Annotated in this window: 16 protein-coding genes; 10 read left to right on the forward strand and 6 right to left on the reverse strand. The window is 43.4% G+C overall.

The genetic code is table 11. The annotated features are described in order from the left end of the window. The first annotated feature begins 61 nt into the window (after window positions 1-61). The 5 genes from FAM09_RS08155 (at window position 62) to FAM09_RS08175 (ending at window position 9179) form a co-directional block, all read left to right on the forward strand. A complete protein-coding gene (locus tag FAM09_RS08155) occupies window positions 62-1297 on the forward strand; it encodes a FecR family protein (protein ID WP_136576615.1) in 1236 nt (411 codons plus the stop codon). A 144-nt stretch (window positions 1298-1441) separates the two neighbouring features. Next, window positions 1442-5137 (forward strand): SusC/RagA family TonB-linked outer membrane protein, encoded by a 3696-nt coding sequence (locus FAM09_RS08160; protein ID WP_136576616.1) that lies wholly within the window; start codon window positions 1442-1444, stop codon window positions 5135-5137. Between the two features lie 24 nt (window positions 5138-5161). Then, the gene (locus FAM09_RS08165) at window positions 5162-6634 is read left to right on the forward strand and encodes a RagB/SusD family nutrient uptake outer membrane protein (protein WP_208025510.1); all 1473 of its coding nucleotides are present in this window, start codon (window positions 5162-5164) and stop codon (window positions 6632-6634) included. A gap of 48 nt (window positions 6635-6682) precedes the next feature. Then, the gene (locus FAM09_RS08170) at window positions 6683-7948 is read left to right on the forward strand and encodes a TlpA family protein disulfide reductase (protein ID WP_166437065.1); all 1266 of its coding nucleotides are present in this window, start codon (window positions 6683-6685) and stop codon (window positions 7946-7948) included. 454 nt (window positions 7949-8402) lie between these two features. Beyond that, window positions 8403-9179, forward strand: a complete 777-nt coding sequence (locus FAM09_RS08175) for a PI-PLC domain-containing protein (RefSeq protein WP_136576619.1) — start codon at window positions 8403-8405, stop codon at window positions 9177-9179. Window positions 9180-9257: 78 nt separating this feature from the next. On the opposite strand, the gene FAM09_RS08180 is transcribed toward FAM09_RS08175, so the two are convergent. Then, the gene (locus FAM09_RS08180) at window positions 9258-11072 is read right to left on the reverse strand and encodes a bifunctional metallophosphatase/5'-nucleotidase (RefSeq protein ID WP_136576620.1); all 1815 of its coding nucleotides are present in this window, start codon (window positions 11070-11072) and stop codon (window positions 9258-9260) included. 215 nt (window positions 11073-11287) lie between these two features. Here FAM09_RS08180 and FAM09_RS08185 point away from each other — a divergent pair, with 215 nt between their 5' ends. From FAM09_RS08185 to FAM09_RS08200, 4 genes are all read left to right on the forward strand, one after another. Next, complete coding sequence (locus FAM09_RS08185; RefSeq protein ID WP_136576621.1) at window positions 11288-11713, forward strand: SRPBCC family protein; 426 nt, start codon at window positions 11288-11290, stop codon at window positions 11711-11713. Between the two features lie 441 nt (window positions 11714-12154). Beyond that, window positions 12155-15106, forward strand: coding sequence for a DNA polymerase III subunit alpha (locus tag FAM09_RS08190; protein ID WP_136576622.1), 2952 nt, complete (start codon window positions 12155-12157; stop codon window positions 15104-15106). 10 nt (window positions 15107-15116) lie between these two features. Then, the gene (dinB, locus tag FAM09_RS08195) at window positions 15117-16277 is read left to right on the forward strand and encodes a DNA polymerase IV (protein WP_136576623.1); all 1161 of its coding nucleotides are present in this window, start codon (window positions 15117-15119) and stop codon (window positions 16275-16277) included. A gap of 219 nt (window positions 16278-16496) precedes the next feature. Continuing rightward, the gene (locus FAM09_RS08200; RefSeq protein ID WP_136576624.1) at window positions 16497-16889 is read left to right on the forward strand and encodes a response regulator; all 393 of its coding nucleotides are present in this window, start codon (window positions 16497-16499) and stop codon (window positions 16887-16889) included. A gap of 198 nt (window positions 16890-17087) precedes the next feature. Here the strand turns inward: FAM09_RS08200 and FAM09_RS08205 are convergent, their stop codons facing one another. Beyond that, entirely contained in the window at window positions 17088-17543 is a 456-nt protein-coding gene (locus FAM09_RS08205; RefSeq protein ID WP_136576625.1) for a glycine zipper domain-containing protein, read from the reverse strand. Window positions 17544-18432: 889 nt separating this feature from the next. Here FAM09_RS08205 and FAM09_RS08210 point away from each other — a divergent pair. Next, window positions 18433-20877: an InlB B-repeat-containing protein gene (locus FAM09_RS08210; protein WP_136576626.1), complete on the forward strand. Its 2445-nt coding sequence runs from the start codon at window positions 18433-18435 to the stop codon at window positions 20875-20877. Between the two features lie 67 nt (window positions 20878-20944). On the opposite strand, the gene FAM09_RS08215 is transcribed toward FAM09_RS08210, so the two are convergent. The 4 genes from FAM09_RS08215 to FAM09_RS08230 all read right to left on the reverse strand — a co-directional run bounded on the left by FAM09_RS08215 (window position 20945) and on the right by FAM09_RS08230 (window position 26134). Beyond that, window positions 20945-21442, reverse strand: coding sequence for a hypothetical protein (locus FAM09_RS08215; RefSeq protein WP_136576627.1), 498 nt, complete (start codon window positions 21440-21442; stop codon window positions 20945-20947). Window positions 21443-21694: 252 nt separating this feature from the next. Next, window positions 21695-22411 carry a head GIN domain-containing protein gene (locus FAM09_RS08220; protein WP_136576628.1) on the reverse strand — a complete coding sequence of 239 codons (717 nt, stop codon included), beginning with the start codon at window positions 22409-22411 and terminating at the stop codon, window positions 21695-21697. A gap of 48 nt (window positions 22412-22459) precedes the next feature. After that, window positions 22460-24793 (reverse strand): TonB-dependent receptor, encoded by a 2334-nt coding sequence (locus tag FAM09_RS08225; RefSeq protein WP_208025511.1) that lies wholly within the window; start codon window positions 24791-24793, stop codon window positions 22460-22462. A gap of 216 nt (window positions 24794-25009) precedes the next feature. Then, window positions 25010-26134, reverse strand: coding sequence for a hypothetical protein (locus tag FAM09_RS08230; protein ID WP_136576629.1), 1125 nt, complete (start codon window positions 26132-26134; stop codon window positions 25010-25012). Window positions 26135-26143 lie beyond the last annotated feature (9 nt).

Raw genomic sequence — 26143 nt, forward strand, 5'->3', positions numbered from 1 at the left:
ATATTTTATACCGGAGCAGATGACCGGCTTTTGCCATACGTCATAGTATAAACCCCTTGTAGTGTCACAACCTTCGTTTACTGAACTTTTTCAAAAATATATTACCCAAACCTGCACCCCGGCAGAAGTAGATCAGCTATTTGAGATGCTGGAAAATGAGGAGAATGAGCTTGCAGGAAAAGAACTGTTGAAAGCACATTTTCAGGACGGCCTGGAGCCTACAGGCTATACAGATGATGCTTTGCGTCAACGGCTGGAGAACCGTTTTCAACTAATTGAACAACAAATTGCTGATCAGCAACCCCGCACAAAAAGGGTGAGCCTGGCCTGGCGGTGGGCAGCCGCTGCTGCGGTCCTCATCCTTGTGGCTGGTGGTATATGGTATTGGACTGGTCAGGAAAAAAAGCCGGCAGTAGTATCAATTCCGCAACCACAAAATGAGGTAGTTCCGGGCAGCAATAAAGCCGTGCTTACGCTGGCCGATGGCAAAACCATTGCATTGGACAGTACAGCGGTTGGAATGCTTAGCCAACAGGGAAATGCAACTGTTAATCAACAGGACGGTCAACTCATTTATGAATTATCATCTGCTTCGAATGTTCCATCGCGTGAGGTAATATACAATACGCTCACCACGCCCCGCGGCGGCCAGTACCAGCTTACATTGCCCGAAGGTACACAGGTATGGCTGAACTCGGCTTCTTCTATCCGTTTTCCGGCAGCATTTAATGATGATTCTGACCGGGTAGTGTACATAACCGGTGAAGTGTATTTAGAAGTGAAACCGCGTTACCGGAAAAAGAAAAAGGAACGCACACCTTTTATTGTGCTGGTGCAATCGCCGGCAGGCACGCTGGCCGAAGTAAATGTGCTTGGTACCCACTTCAATATAAACGCCTATGAAGACGAACCTTTTATGTCCGCCACCTTGCTTGAAGGCAAGGTAAGTATTAACCGTCCGGGAATAGCTAGCCCTGCTTTCCTTTTACCGGGTCAGCAGGCGCAGCTTAACCCGCAAGCCAAACTGGTACACGTGATCAACAACGCAGATGTTAAACAGATAATGGCCTGGAAGAACGGGTTGTTCCGGTTCGATGGTACAGATCTAAGAACCGTGATGCGGCAACTGGAACGCTGGTACGATGTGGAGATCAGCTTTGAAAAGGGCGCACCTGTTTCTGAGCCATTTAAAGGCGTCATGCAAAGAAGTTTACAGTTATCGCAAGTGTTGAAGGGAATGGCCGCCATGGGCATTCATGTTAAAAAGGAAGGAAAACATTTGATCGTATTGCCGTAGCCATGAAGACAAGGCTTCGCTATAGTTGATGACCCACAATTAAAAAGCCAGGTGTGGTGGAACACGCCCGGCAAAATTTCGGGTTAACGCAAAAAAGGTCTCAGCAAAGACAATTTTATTATTAACCAAAACTGTTACAAAAGTATGCATTTTAAGGCGCTTTGTAACCGGAAAGGTATTGCCCTTCTGCGGCTGTTTGCGGCCGCCAGCCTGGGGCAGGGCCACTTCCGGTTATTTAATCAAACCCTGCGAGTGATGAAATTAACCGCGATCATTTTACTGGTTTCCGTACTGCATGTAAGTGCAACCGGGCGTTCCCAAACAGTAACATTAAAGGTCAGAAACGCTTCGTTGGAGAACCTTTTCGACAACGTGACCACCCAAACCGGTTATTACTTTTTTTACCGGCCCGGTCAATTAAAGGGATCGAAGCCGGTTACCATAAATGCCGAACAACTTCCTTTGGAAGCCTTCCTGCAACAGGTGTTTAGAGATCAACCTGTAACCTACATGGTTCAGAACCAGACCATTTTCATAGTAACAAAAACAGATACCGCCCAACATAAAAAGCCCGCTGCCCCACCGCTTACCGTACAGGGGGAGGTGCGCGATAGCCTGGGCAACTTATTACGCGGCGCCACGGTGACGCTGGTGCCTGGTAATGCCCTGGCCATTACAGATAAAAAAGGGGTTTTCGTATTACATGATATTGCACCCGGCCGCTATGTATTACGCGTATCTTACGTCGGGTTCGAAACAACCTCCATACCTGTAAATGCAACAGAGAACATGGCGCCTGTATCGGTAGTGCTGAAACTGGAAAGCGCCAACCTTGTGGAAGTGACTGTACTTAACAATGGTTATCAAACGCTTTCGCGCGACAGAAGCGCCGGCAGCTTCAGTAAACCTAAAATGGATGTTATTTATAACCGCAGCACCAGCATGGACCTCATGCAGCGCCTCGATGGCCAACTACCGGGGTTGGTAATAAATAATTCGCCTAATCAAAATGGCAACACAATTACCGTACGCGGCAATAGTACCATTTTTGCCGATAAATCGCTGTTGTATGTGGTAGATGGGGTGGTGGTCACTGATCTTGCTGATTTAAATCCCAACGATGTACAGGATGTTACTCTGTTGAAAGATGCAACGGCGGCTTCTATCTGGGGTAGCCGAGCTTCCAATGGTGTTATCGTTGTTGTTACAAAAAAAGGTTCTTTCGGCGCCAACAAGCTGAAAGTAGAATATAATGGATTCGTAAATTTTCAGGGCAAGCCTGATGTTGAATACCTGCCCTATATGCGCAGTGCCGAATACATTCAAACAATGAAAGAGTTGTTTGCCGATCCTGCTTACCTTACAGCCAATACGTATGCTTCTGCCAACATGCTCATTAGTGGCAACGCTGCCATTGCACCGCATGAAACGATCCTGTTTAAACAATACAGAGGGCTCATCAGCGAAGCTACTGCCAATGCACAGCTCGATAGCCTGGCAGCGCTTGATAACCTGAGCCAGATCAAGGATATCTGGTACCGCAATGCCTCCCTCAGTAACCATACCGTTTCGGTAAGAGGCGGATTTGGAAATTACAGTTTGTATGGATCGCTGGCCTATACCAACACCACCAGCAGTACACCCGGTGAAAAGAACAATGCTTATAAAATAAATCTCAGGCAGGATGTGAATGTAAGTAAAAGGGTATCTGTATACCTCATCACCAACCTGGTGAATACCATTACATCTGCCGGCCGCATGCCCAATCTTGGCGTTACAAGCCGGTTCTTCCCCTACCAGTTATTTAAAGATGTTGATGGGAACAGTATTTCCATGCCCTGGTTGTATCGCACCGATTCGCTCACGACCCTGTATCAGGCTAAAAGTGGTGTAAACCTGAATTACAACCCCATAGATGAAATGAACTATGGCAATACAAAAGGTAATAATTTTAATGCCAATATAACGGGTGGCATTACCGTAAAACTGATCAAAGGGCTTCGTGTTGAAGGTGTATACGGTGTAATGAACGGTAACTCTAAAACAACTGATTTTGAGAGCCAGAAAAGTTTCACGGTAAGAAATCAACTGGCCGCGTTTACAGTTCCTGCCACCACACCAGGTGGCTCCCCAACATATTATCTGCCAACTACGGGTGGAAAACTGACCACAACCAATGTGACCCGGCGAAATTACACCATTCGTCATCAATTGGTATATGACATAACCTCAGGTAATGGCGACCACCAGCTAACCACGCTGGCCGGTCAGGAGGCTACCAGTGCCTTTGGCAATACGAATATTTCGGTAGCCCGTGGTTATGACCCGGAACTGAATACCTCCCTGCCGATAGATTATGTTACCCTGGCTAATGGTATTTCAGGTACCGTATTCCCATCAGGTCTTACAAGAAGCTCGCTTGGCTATGATGCATACAGTGAGACAGAAAATTTGGCCCGCACTACTTCCTGGTATAGTAACGCAGCGTATACTTATTTAAGAAGATATACGATCAATGCCAGCGTGCGGAACGATAAGTCTAATTTATTTGGTCAGGACAGATCTGTACAATACAAACCTCTTTGGTCTATTGGTTTGAGCTGGCAAATAAACCGGGAATCGTTTATGGAACATGTAATGTGGGTAGATTACCTGACCCTGCGGGCCACTTATGGGTTATCGGGTAATCAACCGTCGAAATCGGGTTATTTTGCGGCCGCCTATGACATACTTAGCGGAGGAACAAATATAAATGTGCCAGGTGGTATAGCTTATTCTATCGGTACGTATGGCAACAAGAGGATCTCCTGGGAAAATACCAGGAATTATAATGTGGGGCTCGATTATTCATTCCTGAAAGGCCGGTTATTGGGAAATGCCGATCTGTACATGCGCCGCACTACCAATTTGATCGGTTATGTACCTGCCAATGCGTTTGCAGGTGTAACTTCCTTTGTTGGCAACCTGGGTGATATGCATAATACGGGTGTAGAAACAAGATTAACTTCTGTGAACTTCCGAAAACGGGATTTCATCTGGTCTACCACCCTGATCTTATCCTATAATGTAAATAAGGTAACCAAACTCTATACGCCCAACCCCACTACTTCGGCCATTCAATATATGAGTACCCGGTATGCAGAGGGTTATTCATCCTATGCACAATGGGGTTATAGATTCAAAGGCCTCGACAATGTGGGCGATCCATTGGTTGAATTGGCAGATGGCACTATTACCAAAAAGCCCGGCGTTGCCCTGGCGAGTGACCTGGTTTATATGGGTACCTGGCAGCCAACATTGACCGGCGGCTTCAGTAATAATTTCCGGTACCGGAATTTCCAACTTTCCTGTAATATGGTTTACAATTTCGGTTCAAGGCTCAAGAGGGATGCCCTTGGTTTAAATACCACTACCTCCGCGCTTGCTGGTAGAACTTCTACCAGCGCCGGTTATTTCTTTGGAAATATGTACCGGGACTTTAATAGCCGTTGGAAAAAAACGGGTGATGAAACCATCACTAACATCCCGGCATATATTCCCAGTTCAAGTATAAGCAGCAGCCAACGGTCTGTGTTGTACTATGCCAATGGCGATATCAACTATTTTGATGGCGCCTATATAAAAATGAGGGACATTAATTTGTCGTACACCCTGCCGCAGCAAATTGTAAGCCGTATGAGAGCGGAAGAGATCACTTTCCGCGCAACTCTGTCAAACGTTTTGTTGTGGAAGGCCAATCAATATGGTATAGATCCGGAGTTTCATAATTCTACAACGGCTGAACGAACTATTCCTTTTGCTCAACACAGCATTGCGTTCGGGTTAAACCTGCGGTTCTAATCAATTAAAAATTACGACATGAAAATGAGTTTTCTAAACATATATAAAACCAGCCTTTGTATGCTGGCTGTATCCTGTGTGGTAGCCTGCAGCAAGAGTTTTTTAGACATTAAGCCAAAAGGCAAAGTTATTGCGGAGACTACCGCTGACTATGACCTTATGTTGAATGCGGGCGGATTTGTGACCAATAACCTTGATGTAAGCGTGCCGTTGGGCGATGAAATAATTGCCTTCGATAATTATTTTTCCAGCGCTTTAGCGCGCAGCCAGCGCCTGTTCCGTTATGACGATGTGATTTACGATGAGGGAATTTTTGCCTTTGAAATGTCATCATTAATGACCCAGTTGTATAGCTATAACAAGATCATCAATGAGGTAATGTCTTCAACAGCGGGCACGGAAGCGGAAAAGAAAGCCATCATGGCTGAGGCAAGGGCTAACCGGGCATGGATCTATTTCAGCCTCATTAACCTATATGGTAAGCCGTACAATGCTGCTACTGCAGCTACCGATCCCGGCTACCCGATCGTTACGAAGGCAGATGTAGCGGAGACAAAATTTACGCGGGCACCGGTTCAGGAAGTGTACGATTTTATAATCAGGGATCTTACAGAATCAATTCCCGATCTGCCGGTTACCATTCGTACCCGCGTGAGGATGGGTAAAACTGCTGCAGAATTATTGTTGGGCAAAGTATATGTATTCATGGGTAAGTTTGATACTGCAAAACCATGGTTGGAGTCGGCGCTTACTGACCTGGCCAGTACCGGCACCGGTACTGCGCTTACCAATATGGCATTATACGATCTGAACGTTACCATGGTATCAGGCGGCACCTGGGGGTGGAATCCCACCACTACGGCTACCACTTCTTTCAATGGGATGCCCACCCAGGCCAATTATACGGAGTATATTGTTAGCCGCCAGGCTTCCAATATGTGGTCAGCCACTTCCAGTGAATATACCCTGAGCCCGCAGACCACACAACTGTTCACTTCTTCCGATAAACGTTTAAACTTTTTTACTACCAAACCATATTTAGTGACCACATCCTATCCTATGACAGGCGCCCTTCGCCGTAACGGACACAGTTCTATTCAGAATGGTATGACAATACCGGAACTCTACCTGCTACGTGCGGAGGTGGCAGCCCGCCTTGGTGATACCACTACAGCGATCAACAGCCTGAAAACGCTTCGGGTAAAAAGAATGAACGCTACAGATGCAAACGCCATTCCTGTGGGATTAACGCAGTTGCAATTGATCCAGTTTGTGCTGAACGAACGTATCCGCGAATTCGCTGTACAGGGCTATCGCTGGTTCGATATGAGAAGGTTATCTGTTGATCCCCTTTTCTCCTCAGCTACGTATACCCATCGCCTATATAACACGTCGGGTGTATTAAGTTCAACGTTTACGTTACGCCCTGAACGATTCACGCTGCAATTGCCGCAAGCTGTGATAGCGCAGAACCCCGGTATGGAGAATAATCCCTGATGATCGATGGCTAATAGAATGTTTAAAATTTTTAAAGAGCATTATAACATGAAAAAATACTGGCTGCTTAGTTGTTTGTTTTCTGTTGTTTTTGAAGGAACAGGTTGGGCGCAAATTGATACATCAGACCGGCCATTGGCGCATGCTATTATTGGTACCAAATTCTTTCTTACTACGCCTGAAAGAAAGATTGAAAAACTCGACAGTTTATTACAACAGTTCCCCGATCGGGGTAAGGATAAAATAGGTGAGCAATACGATGGGTTACGTTTGGATATTGCCATGTCTTACTTTAAAGCTGGCGACAAAGCAAAGGCAGCAAACTGGCTGAAACGCCTGCGCACACCCGAAGGCAGGCTACGAGCCGCTGTTAATGCAGGTGGCTTTTTATTGGAAGAGAATGAAAAAGGGAATGCACCATTGGTAGAAGCCAAAATACGGCCCATGGTAGATAGTGTCAGTAATGCATTCAGGAAAGACAGTAGTTGTAAAGAGGCATACAGTCGCCTGATGCCAGTATATATCAGGGCATTGCTGGCGATGGGAAAACAGGATAAAATAGTGTATTACCTGCAGCCATTATACATAGCAAACGGCGGAAAATTCCCATCTGATGTAAAGACACGTATTCTCACCAAGACGGAAGCGTATAAGCTTACTGATAACCTGTCGTATAATTATGGCATAGCCCTTGCGGCAACCGGCCGGGCCAAAGAGGCCATTGCCGTATTGGCGCGCATGTACCTGACCGGGGAAGAAGTATCGGATAAAATACTTGCTGATATAAAAGAAGCCAGTAATAAAATACCGGGTGGCGCTGCTTATTTCCAGCATCTTACCGATTCTGTACGTAATTACTATAAAGAAAAGCTCACCTCTTTTGCAAAGTATAAAATAGATGTAAATGGAAAGAACGTTGATTTAAATGCATTGAAGGGCCGTTATGTGCTGCTTGATTTTTGGGGAAGCTGGTGCCGGCCCTGCCGGGCAAGTCACCCGCACCTGAAAGAGCTGTATGCTAAATACAAAGACAAAGGATTTGAAATAGTTGGTATTGCATCGGAGCACGCCAAAACAAAGGAAGAATGTATCAGATTATGGAAAACTGCCATAACAGAAGATGGGCTTACCTGGTTGCAGGTGCTGAACAATGAGAATGCATTAAAATTTGATGCAGTGAAAGAATACAATGTTACCGCATTCCCTACAAAAATTTTGCTCGACAGGGATGGTAACATTATCGGCCGGTATGTTGGGAACGGCAATGGTGGCGAAGCATTTTCTACCAGGCTGGAGCAATTATTAGGTAACTGAAAAACCACATAAACAGTTCACCGGGAAAGTATAGTCATTAGTTAAGGCTTGCCAATTTTGTACCCAATTTAAAACTGTGGCGACCCTCACGCATATGCGTTCAGGTCGCCAATTTTTTTTATATAAAGGTTCACAGTTTGGGGAATCTTTTTTATTGCCGGGTTTTCAAACATTTTTATTCGATGGCGCCGGGTAATTATGCGTATTTTCCGCAATATATTTTACAGGTTTTCGTTTATTCCCAAGCTCTCTCCGGAACATCGCCGGATGGATTACCCTTACAAAAGTTTACCTATAGAATTGATGGTTTCTGTAAATAGGTATTGTTTTTGTTAATAGGTGTGATAATTACGCTTAATTTGCATCACCCTAGTCATTTCACGTCGATTGCAGGAGGTATCCGAATTGCCAGATGATCATTAATCGTAAACCTGCAAAAAAAGTCCAATCCATTATGCGAAAGTTATTATTTTTCATTGCGTTTTCTTACACCGCGGCCTTTGCTCAACCTAAAACTTATTCAACAGCCAATGCGCATTCGCACAACGACTACCAGCAGTCTGCGCCCTTATTTTCGGCGTACAACCTGGGATTTGGTTGCATTGAGGTGGATGTGATATTGGCTAATGATGAATTGCTCGTAGCCCATACGCAAAAAGATGTTCCGCAACACCGTTTACTGGAAGAGTTGTACCTGAAACCAATTCAGGGTTACATTCAAACCAATAAAGGATATCCATATGCCGATACCTCGCACAAATTGATGTTGATGCTGGATATAAAATCTGATGCTGTTCCAACGTTGAATAAAATAATAGATATATTACAGAAGTATCCTGAACTTACCCGCACACCAAAGTTCAAGATATTGATCAGTGGTAACAAACCCGATCCCTCTACGTATATCTCTTATCCTTCATTTGTGGTGTTTGATGGTTTGTTAAGTATCCGTTATACCAAAGATGCGCTTAGCCGTATGGTTATGCTGAGCGATAACTTTATCAACTATTCAAGCTGGAAGGGTACCGGTCCAATCCCTCAGAATGTTTTTGAAAAATTGCAAAAGTTAATCGTTAAGGCGCATGGTTTAGGCAAAGAGGTGCGCTTGTGGAATGTGCCCGATTTTGATGATGCCTGGAAGAAAGTGATAGAGCTGGGTGTTGATTATATTGATTCAGATAGTATCAAGGCGCTGGCCGCCTTCCTGAAAAAACAACAGGGAAAAGGTTAATATAGCCGGCATGAATTAACATACTTAATTTAGTAAATGGAGAAATGTATCAACTGATTACATTTCTCCATTTTTCTTTTATCTAAACTCATAACCCAATCCCATTACCTGGGTAAGCAAGGTGGCAGGTGCATCTGTTGCGGTACATCTGCCTTCTATAATGGGAGCAATAGGTGAGTGTTGTGCGAGGTATTCTTCAATGACCTTGTGCATGGTATGCCCGAGTAATTTGGGTTGTTTAACTCCCTGCATTCTACAAATGGTGGTGTCGGGGTCACCTTCGCGTTCACAGGCAATAAAACTGTATTCCCTGGTAAGATCAATTGGCTTTCCTCCCACCTTAATATAATTTACTCGTTTGCCAGCATCATTGCTTAAGGTAAAGTTCACCTCCATGCCTTTGAACCGTACCACCCAACCTCCTAATCGTTTGGCAGGGTCTTTGGCAAAAGCATTTTCCAGTTCTGTTTCCATCCATTCCCACAATTGATGACCGGTTATAGAACCTTTTTTGGCTTCACTATCTACGGGCAGCATACTCCATAAATAATCAACGGTAATATCGGCCATGCCGGTAGCGGGGTCGGGAAGCAAGGGCGGACAAAACCGGAATCCATTGCTTAATGCGATGTCTGGTTTGAATTTCCACATAATAGCATCCGTGATAAAATTGTCCATGGGCGATTCGATCACGTAGTACCTCATCAACGGTTTTTTTGTTTTACCGATCACGCGGCTCAGTTCTTTTTTATAGGGTTCATTGGCTTTATTGATCAACCGTTTCATTTCTTCATCTGCTTTGTACTTTTCCGGATCAACATCAAGCAATTGATAGGTATGGTCTTTAATAATGCCATTTTCAACAACGATATCCAGTTTTGCTATGAAGGAACCAAAGGCGCCCGGTTCTGTTACTTTTGCATAAGCGCCTTGTATCGGTTTACGCAACCGTTCATGGGTATCGGCGCCTAAAATATAATCTGCTCCTTTTACCTGTAGCTTATTAGATAACCCAAATTGTTGCGCCAGTCCCATGTGGGTTAAAAGAAATACCATCTGGCACTGTTCATACTCCTTTAATATCTTAATGTATTTGGCAACGTTGGTTTCAGGATGGGTGAATTTAATACCGTCGCAATAAGCGGGTGATTGCCGCTTTGGGGTAAGCGGGTCGTTATACCCGATAAACCCGATCTTGATGCCGGCAATATGTTTTACAAAATATGGGGGAAAGATCAGGTCGCCTTTCATTTCATCCTGTGTGTCGTGATACATATTGGCGCACACTTTCAATCCGTGATAAGCAAACATATCTTTCATCATCATTTCCTTGCCATATACAACTTCCCAATTACCTGGCAGCATAATATCGTACCCGATGTTATTCATGAGCGGTATAATGGCTTTTCCTTCACTAAGCGCTGCAATGCCGCTGCCCTGGAAACAATCGCCACCATCAATGACCAGGGTATTGGCTGCGTTTTGATTGCGCAAAGTATTGATCATTGTTTTAAGGTTAGCCAAACCACCCCGCTTTTTGAAAGTTGGCTTGCCGTTTTCAATAAAGAACTCATCGTGTGTCATGAGTTGCGAGTGAATATCGGCCGTATGTAATAAAGTTAGCAGGGAGGCTTTGCCATTACGTACGGCTTTGTTGCGCTGCATGCCGCCTGCTTTGTAAGCGGCTTCCTCGTCGTGCAGTGCTGAGGCGGCCAGGGGGGCTGTAACCAATCCGCCACCTATTCCCAGGCTTAGTCCCAACAAGCCGGCTTTTTTTATAAAATCACGTCGGCTGTTTTCAGAAATTTCAATGTGTAATTTCTTTTCTGCCCGACTTATTTCATGGTCATGACAATTAGCGCAGTTGCATTGGGGTGAGTGGTTTGCTGGCATTGCAATCATTATTTTTGTATAGGTTAGTTGTTCGCTCGAACAGGTGTTTAATTGACCGGTTTATAGATAAAAACCGCCATGCGTGTCAGGTAAACACAAAAGTCGCAAAATACCCCTTCATTTGTCCCTTTTACACAGCATGGGTTTTGAGAATTGGTGGTAAGTTTGCTTTGTCAATGAATAACAATCTTATAAAACAATAAAAAAACAAAAAAATGGAAACAACTAATGTAACAAAAATCACGGTAGAAAGTAATATTAACGCTCCCGTTGAAAAAGTTTGGGCAATATGGTCATCGCCCGAGCACATTACAAAATGGTGCACCGCTACTGAAGAATGGCATACGCCGAGGGCTGAAAATGATCTGCGGGTTGGCGGCAAATTTTCTACAAGAATGGAAGCCAAAGATGGCAGCTTTGGTTTTGACTTCGGCGGCGTTTATGACGATGTAAAAACTAATGAGTTGATTGAATATACAATGGGCGATGGTAGAAAAGTGATCGTTCATTTCACCTCAAATGGAAATGAGACCAAAATAGTGGAGACGTTTGATGCGGAAAGCCAAAACTCTGTTGAAATGCAACAGGCCGGATGGCAGGCGATTTTGGACAACTTTAAGAAGTATACGGAAGCGAATTAGTCTTATGAGTGTTGCTTTTATGTTTTAACACTGAGAAGTATGAAGTAAGAAGTAGGAAGTAAGATGTTAAGGATTTTGAGATTTCGGGATTTGAGATTTTCGGAAAGTTTAAACCAGCGGAAATCATAAAATCTCTAAATCTAAAAATCAGAAATTGATATCTTATTTCCTGCTTCCTGTTTTTAAGTACATCTTACAAAAAATACAAATTGTACTTTTTTCTACAACTCCTGTAACAATTTTAATTACAAAGTCTGCTGTTCAAAATACTATTCTCCCGGCTTTACAATGTAGTACACGCTTCATTTTTAGCAGTTTAATTACTCCTTACATACTATAATGTGATGCTCATATTAATTTTTATACACTAATAATGTTAGTTTCTGATATGCTAAAATACTTAGTAATCGCTGTAGCTTTGGTGTAAAGCAACGCGGCATTATGTATTTAAATTGCAGAACATATTTTAGTTTGCGATACGGGACTTATTCTACAGAAGAACTGGTAAACACCGCTGCAGAGCATAACATACATGTATTGGCTTTAACGAATATTAATTGTACCTGCGATAGCTGGGACTTTGTAAATTTTTGTAAGCAAAAAGACATTAAACCGGTTGTAGGTGTTGAGATCAGAAATGAAGATGAGCTGCTTTATATTTTAATTGCCAGGAACAACCGGGGGTTTGCGTGCATCAACGAGTTTTTATCATCTCATTTACAACATAAAATAAAATTTCCTGACCATGCAACAGCTTATTTTCAAAACAGCCATGATGTATATATTATTTATCCCTTTGATAGAAAAGCTCCCGGTGATCTGTTGCCTGGTGAATATATCGGCATACTGGCGGCTGAGTTAAATAAACTGTTTGGCACCGACTGGAAAAAGTTTGAACATAAGCTGGTGGTGCGGCAACCCATAACTTTTCAAAATAAGCAGTATTTCAATTTACACCGGTTGCTCCGTGCTATAGACAAGAACACCCTGTTATCAAAACTGCCTGTTGAAGCACAGGCCTCGCCCGATGAAACTTTTATTTCTCCGGCTGCATTGCTCGAACAGTTCAGGCAATTTCCCGCTATTGTAACCAATACCTACAAGTTACTGGATACCTGCAGCATTGATATGGACTTTAAGGTAGATAAAAATAAAAAATGCTTTAGCGCAACTGCCGAAGACGACCGGGTATTATTGGAGAAGCTGGCTACTGAAGGATTGATGGCCCGGTATGGAAGAAAAAATAAAGTGGCCCAGGCAAGGCTGCAAAAAGAATTGAAGATCATTAACGACCTGGGTTTTAATTCCTATTTCCTCATCAACTGGGATGTGATATGGTATGCTCAGTCGCGCGGATTTTATTACGTAGGGCGGGGGAGTGGCGCCAACTCTATTGTAGCGTATTGTCTTCGCATCACCGATGTGGACCCCATTGAGTTGAATCTTTATTTTGAACGCTTCCTGAATCCTGAACGTACTTCACCGCCTGATTTTGATATTGACTTCAGTTGGACCGACCGCGACGACATTATGGATTATATTTTTAAGCGGTATGGAAAGAATCATGTAGCCTTACTGGGTTCTTATACTACTTTTCAGCATGATGCCATTATTATGGAACTGGGAAAAGTATTCGGATTGCCGGTGGAAGAAATTAAGAGCCTGCAACGCGCTACACAACCTACTGATAAAATTCAACGGACCATATTACAGTATGGCAGTCTGTTGAAGAATTTTCCCAACAATATTTCTATACACCCCTGTGGCATGCTGGTAACGGAGAAGCCTATGTTTGAATATGCCGCGTTGTTTATGCCGCCCAAAGGATTTGCCACTACCCAGATGGATATGTTTGTTGCAGAGAACATCGGCATTAACAAGTTTGATATACTCAGTCAGCGTGGTTTGGGGCATATAAAGGAAAGCCTGCGCCTGATAAAAGCCAATAAAGGAATAGATGTAAATATTCATGATTTCCAAAACTTCAGGCATAATACGGCCATTAAAAAGCAGATAAGAGAGGCGGAAACCATTGGTTGTTTTTATATAGAATCGCCGGCAATGCGGCAACTGTTAAAGAAACTCCGGTGCGATGACTATATAACATTGGTAGCGGCGAGCTCTATCATCAGGCCGGGGGTAGCGCAGTCGGGCATGATGCGGGAGTATATTACCCGGTTCCATAACCGCGATAAAGTAACTTACCTGCACCCGCTTTTTGAAGAACATTTGAGCGAAACATTCGGCGTAATGGTCTTTCAGGAAGATGTAATAAAGATCGCACATTATTTTGCCGGCTTGTCTTTGGGCGAAGCCGATATCCTGCGCCGGGCCATGAGTGGTAAATACCGGTCGAACAATAAGTTCAGGCATATTAAAGAAAAATACCTGTCCAATTGCCGTGAACTGGGCCATACAGATGAATTGGCGCACGAAGTATGGCGGCAGATGGAAAGCTTTGCCGGTTATAGCTTCAACAAAGCGCATTCGGCCAGCTTTGCTGTAGAAAGTTATATGAGTTTGTATCTAAAGACTTTCTTCCCCAAAGAGTTTATGGTAGCCGTGATCAATAATTTCGGTGGCTTCTATTCAACTGAGTTATATTTTATTGAACTGATGAAAGCGGGTGGCATTATCAATGCGCCCTGTATCAACAACAGTGATATTTATACTTCCATAAAAGGCGATGAAGTATATACGGGTTTTATACATATTAAGGCGCTTCAGGAAAGATCAATGCAACAAATTATTGAAGAGCGCAAAGAAGGCGGCGTGTTTTTGCATTTACAGGATTTTATTGAGCGAACCGACATAGGTCTGGAGCAACTCAATATACTGGTGAGTATTGGCGCCTTCCGGTTTACCGGTAAAACAAAAAAGCAATTGTTGTGGGAAGCTAATTTTCTGCAGAAAAAAAATAAAACCCATATACCGGTCAGCGATTCTTTGTTTGAAGAAAAACCGATCGAGTTTACGCTGCCTGCATTGACCGATAACGCTATTGATGATCTGTATGATCAAAAAGAGATCCTGGGTTTTACGCTATCGAGCCCTTTTGCCATGGTTGATGAAGACCCTGATAAATACCTACCCGCAAAAGACATTGGCAAGCATTTGCACAAAGTAGTTACGGTGCTGGTTTATTTTATTGCCAAAAAGCATGTGCAAACAAAAAATAATGATGTTATGTTCTTCGGAACTTTTATTGATAAAGACCTTGACTGGGTAGATACGGTACACTTTCCCGATGCTGCTCGCACGTATCCTATGCACAGCGGCGGTTTTTATAAAGTAACCGGCAGGGTGGTAGATGATTTTGGTGTGTATAGCATTGAGGCGCGTAAAATGATAAAGGTGGGATTTAAAAAACGTAGTTACGATACTATAAAATAGTATAACCATAATGCTTTTATCAAAAGACCGACATATTGCCCATTTTGACCTGGATGCTTTTTTTGTATCGGTAGAAACATTGCGAAATCCAAAATTAAAAGGCAAACCGTTGCTGGTAGGCGGTGGCAGTGATCGGGGAGTAGTAGCGGCCTGCAGTTACGAAGCGCGTAAATATGGGGTTCATAGCGCCATGCCTATGAAAATCGCCCGGCGGTTATGCCCGGACGCTATTATCATAAAAAGTGATTTTGAGGCTTACAGCAAATATTCCCGCTTGGTTACCGAGGTAATAAAAGATGCAGTGCCCGTTTTTGAAAAAGCCAGTATCGATGAGTTCTATATTGATCTAACCGGAATGGATAAATTTTTCGGGTGCCTGCAGTTCACCGATCAATTAAAGAAAAGGATCAATAAAGAAAGCGGTCTGCCTATTTCCTGGGGACTTGCTTCCAATAAACTGGTGAGCAAGGTGGCTACCAACGAGGTAAAGCCAAACGGGCAACTGGAAATTCCTTTTGGGAATGAAAAAGATTTTCTGGCGCCGCTCAGTGTTATAAAGATCCCGGGCGTGGGCAAGGAAACCGGCTATAAGTTATTAAAGATGGGCGTGGAAACGGTAAAAGTGCTTAGTGAAATACCGGTTGAAATGATGGAGAATTTACTGGGTAAGTCGGGCATTGACCTGTGGCGAAAAGCAAATGGGATTGATGAAACGCCGGTTATTCCGTACCACGAACAGAAATCCATTTCAACAGAAACAACCTTTCAGGCAGACACCATCGATACGGGCTTCCTGCACAGCCAGTTGGTGCGGATGACCGAGGAAATAGCTTTCCAGATGCGGCAGCAGAATAAGCTAACTGGTTGTGTTACAGTTAAGGTGCGGTATTCGAATTTTGAAACTTTCACCAGGCAAATAACTATTCCCTACACCAATGCCGACCATATATTATTAAAAACGGCCCAGGAGTTATTCAATAAGTTATACGAACGGCGATTACTTGTGAGGTTATTGGGTATCAGGTTCACCCACCTCATTCCCGGCAATTACCAGATCAGCCTGTTCGACGATACCCAGGAAATGATAAACCTGTACCAGGCCATCGACAGTGTAAAAAAGCGGTTTGGGGAAAAGAAGATCTTAAGAGCGGTGGGAATTGGCCGAGGTTAGCATGGTTTTTGCCATTTCTGGGCTGTTTTATAAGTGCAAATACTTAGGAAAAAATGAAAAACTATTCATTTTTTGCCTTTCTGAAAAAATCTTTTGTCGAACTGTTCACTCCGGTGTATTCTAATAAAGGCAAATACTCACCTTTTGGGGTGATACGCCAAATTAAACCTGATTAACGATTCGTGAGCGCGAAATTTTGAAAAAAAGAATGAAGTAACTATGAAAAAAGAACTCCCTATCACCATCGCAGTTGTAGATGACAACGCCTTAATCCGTGAAAGTGTAAAGTTCCGCCTCAACTCATTGGGTTACAATGTAGTAATGGAGGCAGAGAATGGGCAGGAATTCCTGGATAAGTTACATGAGAATAGCACTCCCGACGTATGTGTGCTAGATATCAACATGCCGGTAATGGATGGTTTGGAAACCACCGTTCATTTGAAGAAAGAGTGGCCGGCAATGAAGATCATTTTCTTTTCCATGGAAGACAGCAGCATATATATAAATAAAGGAATTCAATTGGGGGCAGACGGATTTGTCGCGAAAGACGCACCCTTTTCAGATTTAAATAATATGTTATTGTCGATCATAAATCAGGGGCAAGTGGCCTAAAGTTCAGATAAGTTCCAGGTATACAAAACACGCAATTCCATTAAACCAATAAAAAACAGCCCCGACGGCAATGTCGGGGCTTGTTTATTTAAAGTCGGTCATAATCGTGCTTTCGCTTTCAACATTTGGGCTAGCGCGAAGCTGTATTTACTTTCTGCTTTCAGCTTAAAGCTTGCAGCTTGTGGCTTACAGCTTTCTTTAATATCTCCCATCTTTTTTATCCATAGAACGACCTACACCATAACCTACGCCGCCACCAACAACACCGCCGATAACTGCACCTAAAGCCCGGTTATTCTTAACAATTAGCGCACCTGCTGCAGCGCCGGCGCCAGCACCAATCGCCGTTCCTTTGGCCGCTTTACTCCAGCCTTTTTTCTTTTTAACAGGTTGAACGGCAGGCGTTGTTTTGTTCACCGTATAATGCTTGTGTACAACAACTGGCCGGGCAGTTGCGGTTGTACGGGTTTTGGTAGTATTTTCTAATTGCTGCTGTTGTTTCCATTCTTTAAACTCAGCATATTCCGATGCTGTAACAGAAACCGGTGTTACCGGTATGCTCTCCGATGCAAGCCTGTTATTGTCTTTACACGAAGACATCAATAAGGCTGCACTTACTACTACTGCTGTGGTTGTGTAAAAAATACTTTTCATAATTTCTGTGTTTTAGGTTTTTCAATTTATGATCATCAACACAGAATAGATAGTTGAAAAAGCGTGCCATAAAATTGGCAAATGTTAAAGGCAACAATCCGCCCTGTTGTATAGGTTCATTGTCAATGAAATAAGAGCTATTCATATTAACATAAAAAAGTTTTAAAGCCCCAGCGCGCAACAAGCCTGTTAATGAATTCTAAAGTCTTATAATTTTTAGATTTTATTGTCACAATTTTAGCAAAATCCCCCTTGTCATTAAAGCGAATGCTATATCAATATTTTTTGCTGTTTTTGTTAGGAAAATGCCCTTTTTTAATTATCGGTTATTGATATCTGATTTGAAGCGGCTGGGCCCCGAACTGTTCCGCGATGGTTAGGTCTGCTTATTACATGTCCGGGAACGTTTGCGTAAATAATATCTTTCCATACAATTGTTATAATTGACTTCTTTTTTAACTTTCCATTAGTTAAATACCCATCCCCAACATTTCTACAATTACCCAGATTAGTATTTATCCGGCCCGTTTACCTGATCCCGTTATGGCTAATAGCGATTGCCTGCTTATTATTTTTAGTGGAACCACTCGCCCTGTAATAGGCATATATCTGCTATCTGGCTGCTCTATCTGTTTCATTCGAAATGGTGTTAAATGCTTAACGCCTAACTCCTAACGCTTAACGCAGAACGCAGCGTTCAGCATTTACTTAACGCGAGCCAATGCGCTCGTCGTTCGGCATTTACTTGCCTAACACGAAACGCCTAATGTTGGCCCCGATGATCGGTCGGGTTTACATAATACCGAACGCATATTGTTGAGGGCTAGCGTTTAGTGTTTTCGTTCTGCTTAAAACGATTGTCTTTTATTATTTATCTAAAGCTTGTAACATGAAAAAAATGCTATTATCATTGCTTTCCTTATTTTCTGTTTATGTTGGGGCCTATGCCCAACAGGTTTTATATGTTTCACCTTCCGGGAGCGCTTCCAGTCCCGGGACCTCCATTTCAGCGCCAACTACTTTGGCAAACGCGCTGGCCACTGTAACTGCCGGTGGTACTATTTATATGCGCGGCGGTACGTATAGTTTTACATCTACCATTGTTATTGCAGAATCGAACAGCGGCACTGCATCTGCTACAAAAAAAGTATTTGCCTATGCCAGTGAAGTGCCTGTTATCAGTTTTGCGGGTATGGCTATTTCCACTTCTAACCGGGGCATTGTGCTGGATGGAAGTTACTGGCATTTTAGAGGTATCATTGTTGAAAGCGCGGGTGATAACGGTATACTGCTTTCGGGAGATAATAATACCATTGAGAGCTGTATTTTCAGAAGGAATGCAGATTCAGGATTGCAGTTAAGCCGGTATAACACTTCTTATAACTCCATTAGCCAGTGGCCCAGTAATAACCTGATCTTAAATTGTGAATCGTACGATAATAAAGACCCTGACAATGAAGATGCAGATGGTTTTGCTGCCAAGCTTACCAGCGGTAACGGAAATGTTTTCCGCAATTGCGTTTCACACCATAACATCGATGATGGCTGGGACCTGTATACGAAATCTGATACCGGACCCATTGGTGCAGTTACACTCGAAGGTTGTATTGCACACTCAAACGGTATTTTAACGGATGGTTCTACTTCTGGTAATGGCGATAAGAACGGATTTAAACTGGGTGGTGAAGATATTTCGGTGAATCATATTGTAAGAAGGTGCGTGGCTTTTAGCAACGGCAAACATGGTTTTACTTACAACAGGAACCTGGGTACCATTGAAATGACCAATAACACCGGATACAACAATGCGGAACGCAATTTCAATTTCGATGGCGGTACCAGTGTGTTTAAAAATAATCTATCGTATTTGAGTGGCTCAAACGATCGCATTATTGGTACAGCAACAGCGCCTAATTCATTTCAGGGTGCTGCTGGTGGCTTTACTGTTACTGCCGCTGACTTTGTTACTTTAACACCAGGCGCCAATGCCAGCCCCACAACGAATGGATTTTTAAACCTGGCCTCAGGTAGCGACCTGGTTGATGGCGGTGTTACTTCTACCGGAATTTCTTATAATGGTAATTCACCTGATCTTGGTGCTATTGAATCTGGCGGTACAGCCACTACCTATTCGCTTACTACCAGCGTTACACCATCCGGTGGCGGCAGTGTTAGCCGCAGCCCTAATGCCAGCTCTTACAACGCTGGCACTGTGGTTACGCTTACTGCAACAGCCAGCAGTGGGTATACCTTCACTGGTTGGAGTGGTGATGTGAGTGGTACATCTACTTCCATAAATGTTACAATGAACGGTAATAGAACGGTTGCCGCCAACTTTACTACCAGCACAGGTACTACTTATACCCTCACCACTACAGTTAGTCCAGGTGCAGGTGGTACTATTACCCGTAGTCCGAATGCAACTTCTTATGCTGCCGGAACCGTGGTTACGTTGACTGCTTCGCCTTCATCTGGTTATACCTTCAGCAGTTGGAGTGGTGGCGCCAGCGGCACCAGTACCACTACTTCGGTTACTATGAATGCCAATACCAGCGTTACCGCCAACTTTACCACCAGTAACAGCGGTACCATCTTGCGTATTGATGATAAATCAGGTACGGGTACAGGTTATTGCAGCGCCAATGGATCGAGACAAAGTACGTATGCCGGGGCCGATGGTGGCTATTATATTAACCTGAGCAATTCGAGCGGCCAGGGTATCACCTGGGCAACAAGCGCCGGTGCGGCAGGTACCTATAATATTCGCTGGCGGTATTCCAATGCCGGCTCACAAAGTGCTACCACAGCCAGGGTGCTGGTGAATGGCACTCAGGTGTATGCCAGCGTAGCATTCCCCAAAACAGCTACCTGGGATACCTGGACTACTACCGCCTGGGTGCCGGTTACTCTGGTTGCAGGTGCTAACAAGATCAGGCTTGAAACAACTGTTTCTTCTGAATTTGCGATGATCGACTGGATAGAAATAAGCGGCAACAATCCAACAGAAGCATTATGCAGCGCTGCTACCGGTACGAGGATGGCTACTGTGGCGCCCATTACAGGAATTAACGTTCAGGAATTCGCGCCCATGGTGGTGCCTAATCCAACAACAGGAGCTTCTACCTTACGGTTCGGAGTGGCAGAATGGCAAAAAGTAATGGTGAACCTTTATGCGGCCGATGGTCGAATGGTGAAAGCAATAGCCAACAAAACATATGCGCCCGGAACTTATACGCTCCCGATAGATTATGCCGGTTTGCAGAAGGGCGTTTATTTTATAATTATTAATAACGGCAATAAGCGAACAATCCTTCAAAACCTATTTGTACGATAAAAAACAAACCGTGCCACGGTTTGGAACCGTGGCACGGTTATAATATAAAGGAGGCGATGTTTGTTCTTTAGGCTACAGTAGTAGCGCCGGCATATTCAAGCTGCTCGGTAGCCGTAAGCGGAAACAGGTACCAGCATATGCCCAGCAAAAAGCAGGCGCTTTCTTCACTGCTGTATTTGTTAGCGGCCACCGAAGTGAAAGAGGGTGCTGATGACAGGTCACAAACAGCCAACGGATGAGAAACGGTATGTTCAAATATTACCAGTTCTGTGTTGTTTTGGAACGTATAGTAATATTTTTTTCTTTCCATTTCAATAATACCGGTCCCATGTGCTTTGTCAAATAACAGCCGGCCAATTTCTACCCCATACTCATTTTTCAGGATGGTTTTATTATGCCATAGACCTGTTTTATTAATAAAAAAGAGCCGGTGATTTTCTTCGCTACTTATTCGTACAGACTGTTGCTCGAGGTTGTACTTCATTACCAGTTTAGTATCGTTGCCTTCTGTTAAGTGGTATTTTTTAATATAAGCAGAAGGCTGGTTAACATACACCCATTTCATAATGCGGCAATTAGTGGGTTAAGAAATTATTACGGCAATCTCATATTGCTGCGCCAAAAATATACCTGTTCATTATAGGAAAGTGCGGTGTGCATTTTTTATTTACGTAATGTGGAAAAAACGCAAAATTTGTTAATAATTATCGCCCTTATATCAGTAGGATATTGTCCTGTATTAAGTTTCGATTATCTTTTTGTTACCTCTTGTTTTGTTTCAAAAAATAGTTGTATTAGTGTAACAACGCTTGCCGCTTTAGAAATGTATTACAGTGCCTGAACCGGTAACATGGGTGGTAACGGCTGGTGAACCTTTATAAGAGATAGTGCCGCTGCCTGTAATGCGGGCATCCAGCGTTGCTGTGGCAAACAATCTTATATTGCCGGATCCTTTTATATTAGCAATTCCATCTTTCGCCATTGCGCCCGATACATCCAGTAATCCGCTTCCTCTGATGTTGAGGTTGGTTGCATTGGCATTACCGCTATTGACATTAATACTTCCTGAACCGTCAATGCTGGCATTAAGTCTGGAAGTAGTTACGTTGTTAGCCCGAATGCTGCCTGAGCCATTAACCTCTAAATGGAGGTCGGATGGTGTAAAAGGAGCAGGTACCTGCAGGTAGCCATCGCCGTCTACTGTAAGCGAACGTACATTAGGGCCGCTCACATATATGGAAATACCATCATTACTTTTAATACGGGTATTGGAATGTCGGAAACGAATTTGCAGGGTGTTGTTGATGATGGGGGTTTCAATTTCATCTAATATATTTTGCTGGGCATGTAATTCAATTTTAGCATCAGGGGCCTCGGTAAAATAAATGTCAGCCGGTATTTCAACTTCCAGGCCTTCGAAAGAGGCTGTTTGGCGGGTTTCAGTTACTACCGGGCCTTTGCCCACCACTTTTTCGCAGGAGGTAGAAACAACAAATAATAAAACAACACAAAGGGCTAAATAGAAATTTTTCATTTTTGACGTATTTGGTTTTGAGAAATGTGTATGCTTAAGGGTAGGGGATTACCATTCAACTTTATAGTTCAATACGGGAATAATTCCGTTTTGATAATTGGTGACTGTTGTATTCTTCAACAGGTCGTATCCCTGGTCGGAAATGTTTTTCCGGTTTATTACATTCTGTATGTCGAGCGAGAGCGTACTGGTTAATCGGGTACGGTTCCATTTAATGCTGAAGCGGCAATCGGGCCGGAAGTAGGCTGAGTTCTGCAAACTGAATGCTTCTTTCTCTTTGTAAATGGTATATCCCTGCTGTTGTGATGCATTCAGGTCGATGGGCGTGGTGCGGTACCCGCCGGCATAAATAATTTTGAAATTGATGCCCAATACCCTGCGTTGACCAGCCAGTGGAAATTCTTTGCCGAATACGGTGTTGAACAGATAATTGCCGTTATACCGCGTATTCCTTTCCACGCCATCTGCTGCGGTATATTTCGATTGATACAATGAACCATTCACCGTGTAATAAAAATAATTGTCGAGGTATTTTTCCAGCGTTAGCTCAATGCCATAATTCCTTCCTTTTCCATTATTGGTGAGTGGGTCGGTTATAAATTCGTTTTGAATATTCAGGGTTGAAAATGTTTTGTTGCTGGCAACTGTTACCGGTACATCGAATAATTGCTGATAATATATTTCGGCTTTTGCCCGCAACTTTCGTCCTACCAGGCGACTGTACGATAGAACAAGATGATGCGCTTTGGTAAGGTCGAGGTATTTATTGGGAAGGCCGCTATTAACATCTTTTGCAAAGTATACGCCCAATGCCTGTAGCTGGCTATGTAAACCATAGCCAAACGCCAGCGAACTTTTTGTATCCGGGTCCCATTTTACAGATGCTCTTGGTTCAGCTGAGCCGGAATTATTGTACAACAAGGCCAGGTAATGCATGCCCATGTTAAACGTGAGATTGTTAAAGGGTTTGTATTGCCATTGTATAAAGGCCTGTACGGTTTGCGTATTTCCGGTTGTATTGATGGTTTCAAGCAAAGGCGCATTGGGATTTTCCTTCGACAGCTTATAATATTTAAAGAAGATGAAATTCACATAGGCGCCTGCGCGCACTGCGTTGCTGGCATCTACTTTATGATTGAGCGTGGAAGAAACCAGGATCTTTTTGGTTATGTAATTATCCTTGTATGAATCTGTTACTACTTTGTTGGTCTCTACAAACTGTTCATTAAAAGAATTGGACGTATAAGAAAAGGCAAGTGCTGATTTCAGCGTAGTTTGATTGTCGATGGGAATTGTATGCGTGATGCCGGTAGCGCCAGTATTCGCAACAAATTTACCGGCGTACCGGTCATCCTGCATTTCCCATTTAGAACTATCGGTTTCCACGCGTTGGTTTTGTGAACTAAGTCCGCCAAAACCGAACACGGTGAAAATTCCTTTTTTAGTGGGGATATAGATGTTGTAAGAAAGGTCTTGGAAATTGGTAATGCCTTCTCCCAGCTCTAATCCCATATTGTTTAGTAGCGATAAAGTAGAATAGCGATAGTTGACCAGCCACGAGCCTTTATGCGATGCAGATAGCGGTCCTTCTGCAGCCGCGTTCAAACCCAATAATCCTGCCTGCAGCGCATACTCCCTTTTTTCATTATTGCCTTTTCTGAGCTTCAGATCAAATACCCCGCTCAATGCATTGCCATATTCAGAAGCAAAGGCGCCGGTTATGAAATCACTGTTGGCTAATAACTGCGAACTTAAAATGGAAATACCGCCCCCGCTGCTGCCTGCTTCGCTAAAGTGATTGGGGTTAGGAATATCAATGCCTTCCATGCGCCATAACAAACCGGTAGGCGCATTACCTCTGATCACGATATCATTGCCACCATCATCGGCGCTGGCCACGCCGGCAAAGCCGGTTACCATCCGCAAAGGGTCATTTACCGCCGCCGCATATTTTTGTGTTTCTTCTACGGTGAATGCCCGGGCGCTTACAACACTCATGTCATTGAGTGGTCTGTTCTTTTTACTTCCAGCAGTCACTACTACGGCCTTTTCGGTTTTTACTTTTGTTTCCATGGCAATGGTCAGTACCACTTCCTTGCCGGTGTTCACGATTATATTGCTGACAAGCGCATCTGAATAATTGATATGAGAGATCAACAGGGTGTGGGTGCCTGCTGTCACATTCGGTATTCTGAAATTACCCGTGGAATCGGCGATCACTTTTTTATCAGTGCCGGTAATTACAACAGTTGCGCCAGCTATCGGGGTTTGAAGTAACTGGTCGATTACCGTACCTCTGATATTTTGTGTTAGTTGTGCAATAGCTGATATGCCGTACAGCATACCTGCCATAAGCAAGGTGATCGCTTTGTTGGTGTTCATGGGTTGTTCGTTTGGAGTGTGACAATTAAGTTAGTGTATACCCCTATGTCGATGGAAAATTTGTAATAAGTAATAGGCTAAGTGGGCTGCAAGCTACAAGCCGTAAGCTGAAAGCAAATACAGTTTGCCTTAATCGTTTGGCCTTAAGCTTTCTGCTTTAAGCCTTCAGCCTTGTTTTCACTTCTTCATTCAATATGCTACATTCGATATTCAATATTATAAGAGACTTATTCCCGCCGTCCATCCAATCCAGCCGGTAAAGTTGTCGTTCCAGAGCTTAAAGTTGTTATAGTTATCGTTGGGGACCAGGAATTTATATCCCTTCACCGCATCGGTTTGATCGGTATAATACGCAGCAAAGGAAGGTCCGGCAAAGAGGGCTATGCCCGGCGCCAGTTTAACGGTTGCCAGTACCTGGAATTTGTTTAACAGATTCGTATAGTCCCAGTCGCCGAGATACAGGTATTGTGAAGTGATCTCGGGGTTAATGGTAAACCGCTTTCCGACTTTTATTTCATGACCGATGCCGTATCCATAAGAAAAGCTTTTTTCATCGCCGCCGGCGTTGACGCCCACTAATAAAATGTTGTACAATTTTGCATTGCCCGATTTAAGGGCGAGATTGGTATTCAATACTTCATTGGAGCTAAGGGTTATTTTGTGGTAGCCTTTCTTCACAATATTTATTAATCCTATACTGTAGCCATTAGATGTATCGGCAATATTGATCAGCCCGAGTTGTAAACCTTTTAAGTGTTTAGTATAATTCAGGATGCCTGATAACTGCATGCCTTTTATGCTGCTATTATTGATGTTAGCAATGCCTGCCAGTTGCATGCCTGTTACCGATTGGCGGGTATAATTGCAGATGCCTGCCAGTTGTGCTCCGGTAATGCTTCCGGAAACCTGGTTGTATAATCCGGCTGCCTGTAGCCCACGGCTATTTTTCTTTACGTAGTTGATTTTGCCACTCAATTGAATACCGGTCAGATTATTCTTCGCACTATTGAACAAGCTTGCCATTTGTAAACCATTCACATCACCGCCGGTAATATTAAAATAACCTGCTGCCTGAACACCCTGCATATTCATTTTGTTGATGTTGAACAGAGTACCGAGCTCAACGCCATTTACGCCACCGGTGGCACCGCCTAGTACATTCAACGAAAGATTGCTTATAGTGTGCTTGTCGTTTTTTCCTTGCGAGCTTAAACCTGGTACAAATGCAATGCGTACAGGGGCATGTATATTTTTTTGTTGACTGGTCGTTGATTGTGCATAGGTACTATTTTTCCATCCTGAACACGCTACAAGGCACACTGCAATTTTCCAATTTATCATAGAAATATC

The sequence above is a fragment of the Niastella caeni genome (assembly GCF_004834005.1).
GTDB lineage: Bacteria > Bacteroidota > Bacteroidia > Chitinophagales > Chitinophagaceae > Niastella > Niastella caeni.

Excerpts from the sequence above, each read along its gene's own strand:
- FAM09_RS08220 (WP_136576628.1), bottom strand. The coding sequence starts at position 22,411 with ATGAAAAATTTCTATTTAGCCCTTTGTGTTGTTTTATTATTTGTTGTT.
- FAM09_RS08190 (WP_136576622.1), top strand. The coding sequence starts at position 12,155 with ATGTATTTAAATTGCAGAACATATTTTAGTTTGCGATACGGGACTTAT.
- dinB (WP_136576623.1), top strand. The coding sequence starts at position 15,117 with ATGCTTTTATCAAAAGACCGACATATTGCCCATTTTGACCTGGATGCT.
- FAM09_RS08160 (WP_136576616.1), top strand. The coding sequence starts at position 1,442 with ATGCATTTTAAGGCGCTTTGTAACCGGAAAGGTATTGCCCTTCTGCGG.
- FAM09_RS08210 (WP_136576626.1), top strand. The coding sequence starts at position 18,433 with ATGAAAAAAATGCTATTATCATTGCTTTCCTTATTTTCTGTTTATGTT.
- FAM09_RS08170 (WP_166437065.1), top strand. The coding sequence starts at position 6,683 with ATGAAAAAATACTGGCTGCTTAGTTGTTTGTTTTCTGTTGTTTTTGAA.
- FAM09_RS08175 (WP_136576619.1), top strand. The coding sequence starts at position 8,403 with ATGCGAAAGTTATTATTTTTCATTGCGTTTTCTTACACCGCGGCCTTT.
- FAM09_RS08200 (WP_136576624.1), top strand. The coding sequence starts at position 16,497 with ATGAAAAAAGAACTCCCTATCACCATCGCAGTTGTAGATGACAACGCC.
- FAM09_RS08225 (WP_208025511.1), bottom strand. The coding sequence starts at position 24,793 with ATGAACACCAACAAAGCGATCACCTTGCTTATGGCAGGTATGCTGTAC.
- FAM09_RS08180 (WP_136576620.1), bottom strand. The coding sequence starts at position 11,072 with ATGCCAGCAAACCACTCACCCCAATGCAACTGCGCTAATTGTCATGAC.
- FAM09_RS08205 (WP_136576625.1), bottom strand. The coding sequence starts at position 17,543 with ATGAAAAGTATTTTTTACACAACCACAGCAGTAGTAGTAAGTGCAGCC.
- FAM09_RS08165 (WP_208025510.1), top strand. The coding sequence starts at position 5,162 with ATGAGTTTTCTAAACATATATAAAACCAGCCTTTGTATGCTGGCTGTA.
- FAM09_RS08185 (WP_136576621.1), top strand. The coding sequence starts at position 11,288 with ATGGAAACAACTAATGTAACAAAAATCACGGTAGAAAGTAATATTAAC.
- FAM09_RS08215 (WP_136576627.1), bottom strand. The coding sequence starts at position 21,442 with ATGAAATGGGTGTATGTTAACCAGCCTTCTGCTTATATTAAAAAATAC.
- FAM09_RS08230 (WP_136576629.1), bottom strand. The coding sequence starts at position 26,134 with ATGATAAATTGGAAAATTGCAGTGTGCCTTGTAGCGTGTTCAGGATGG.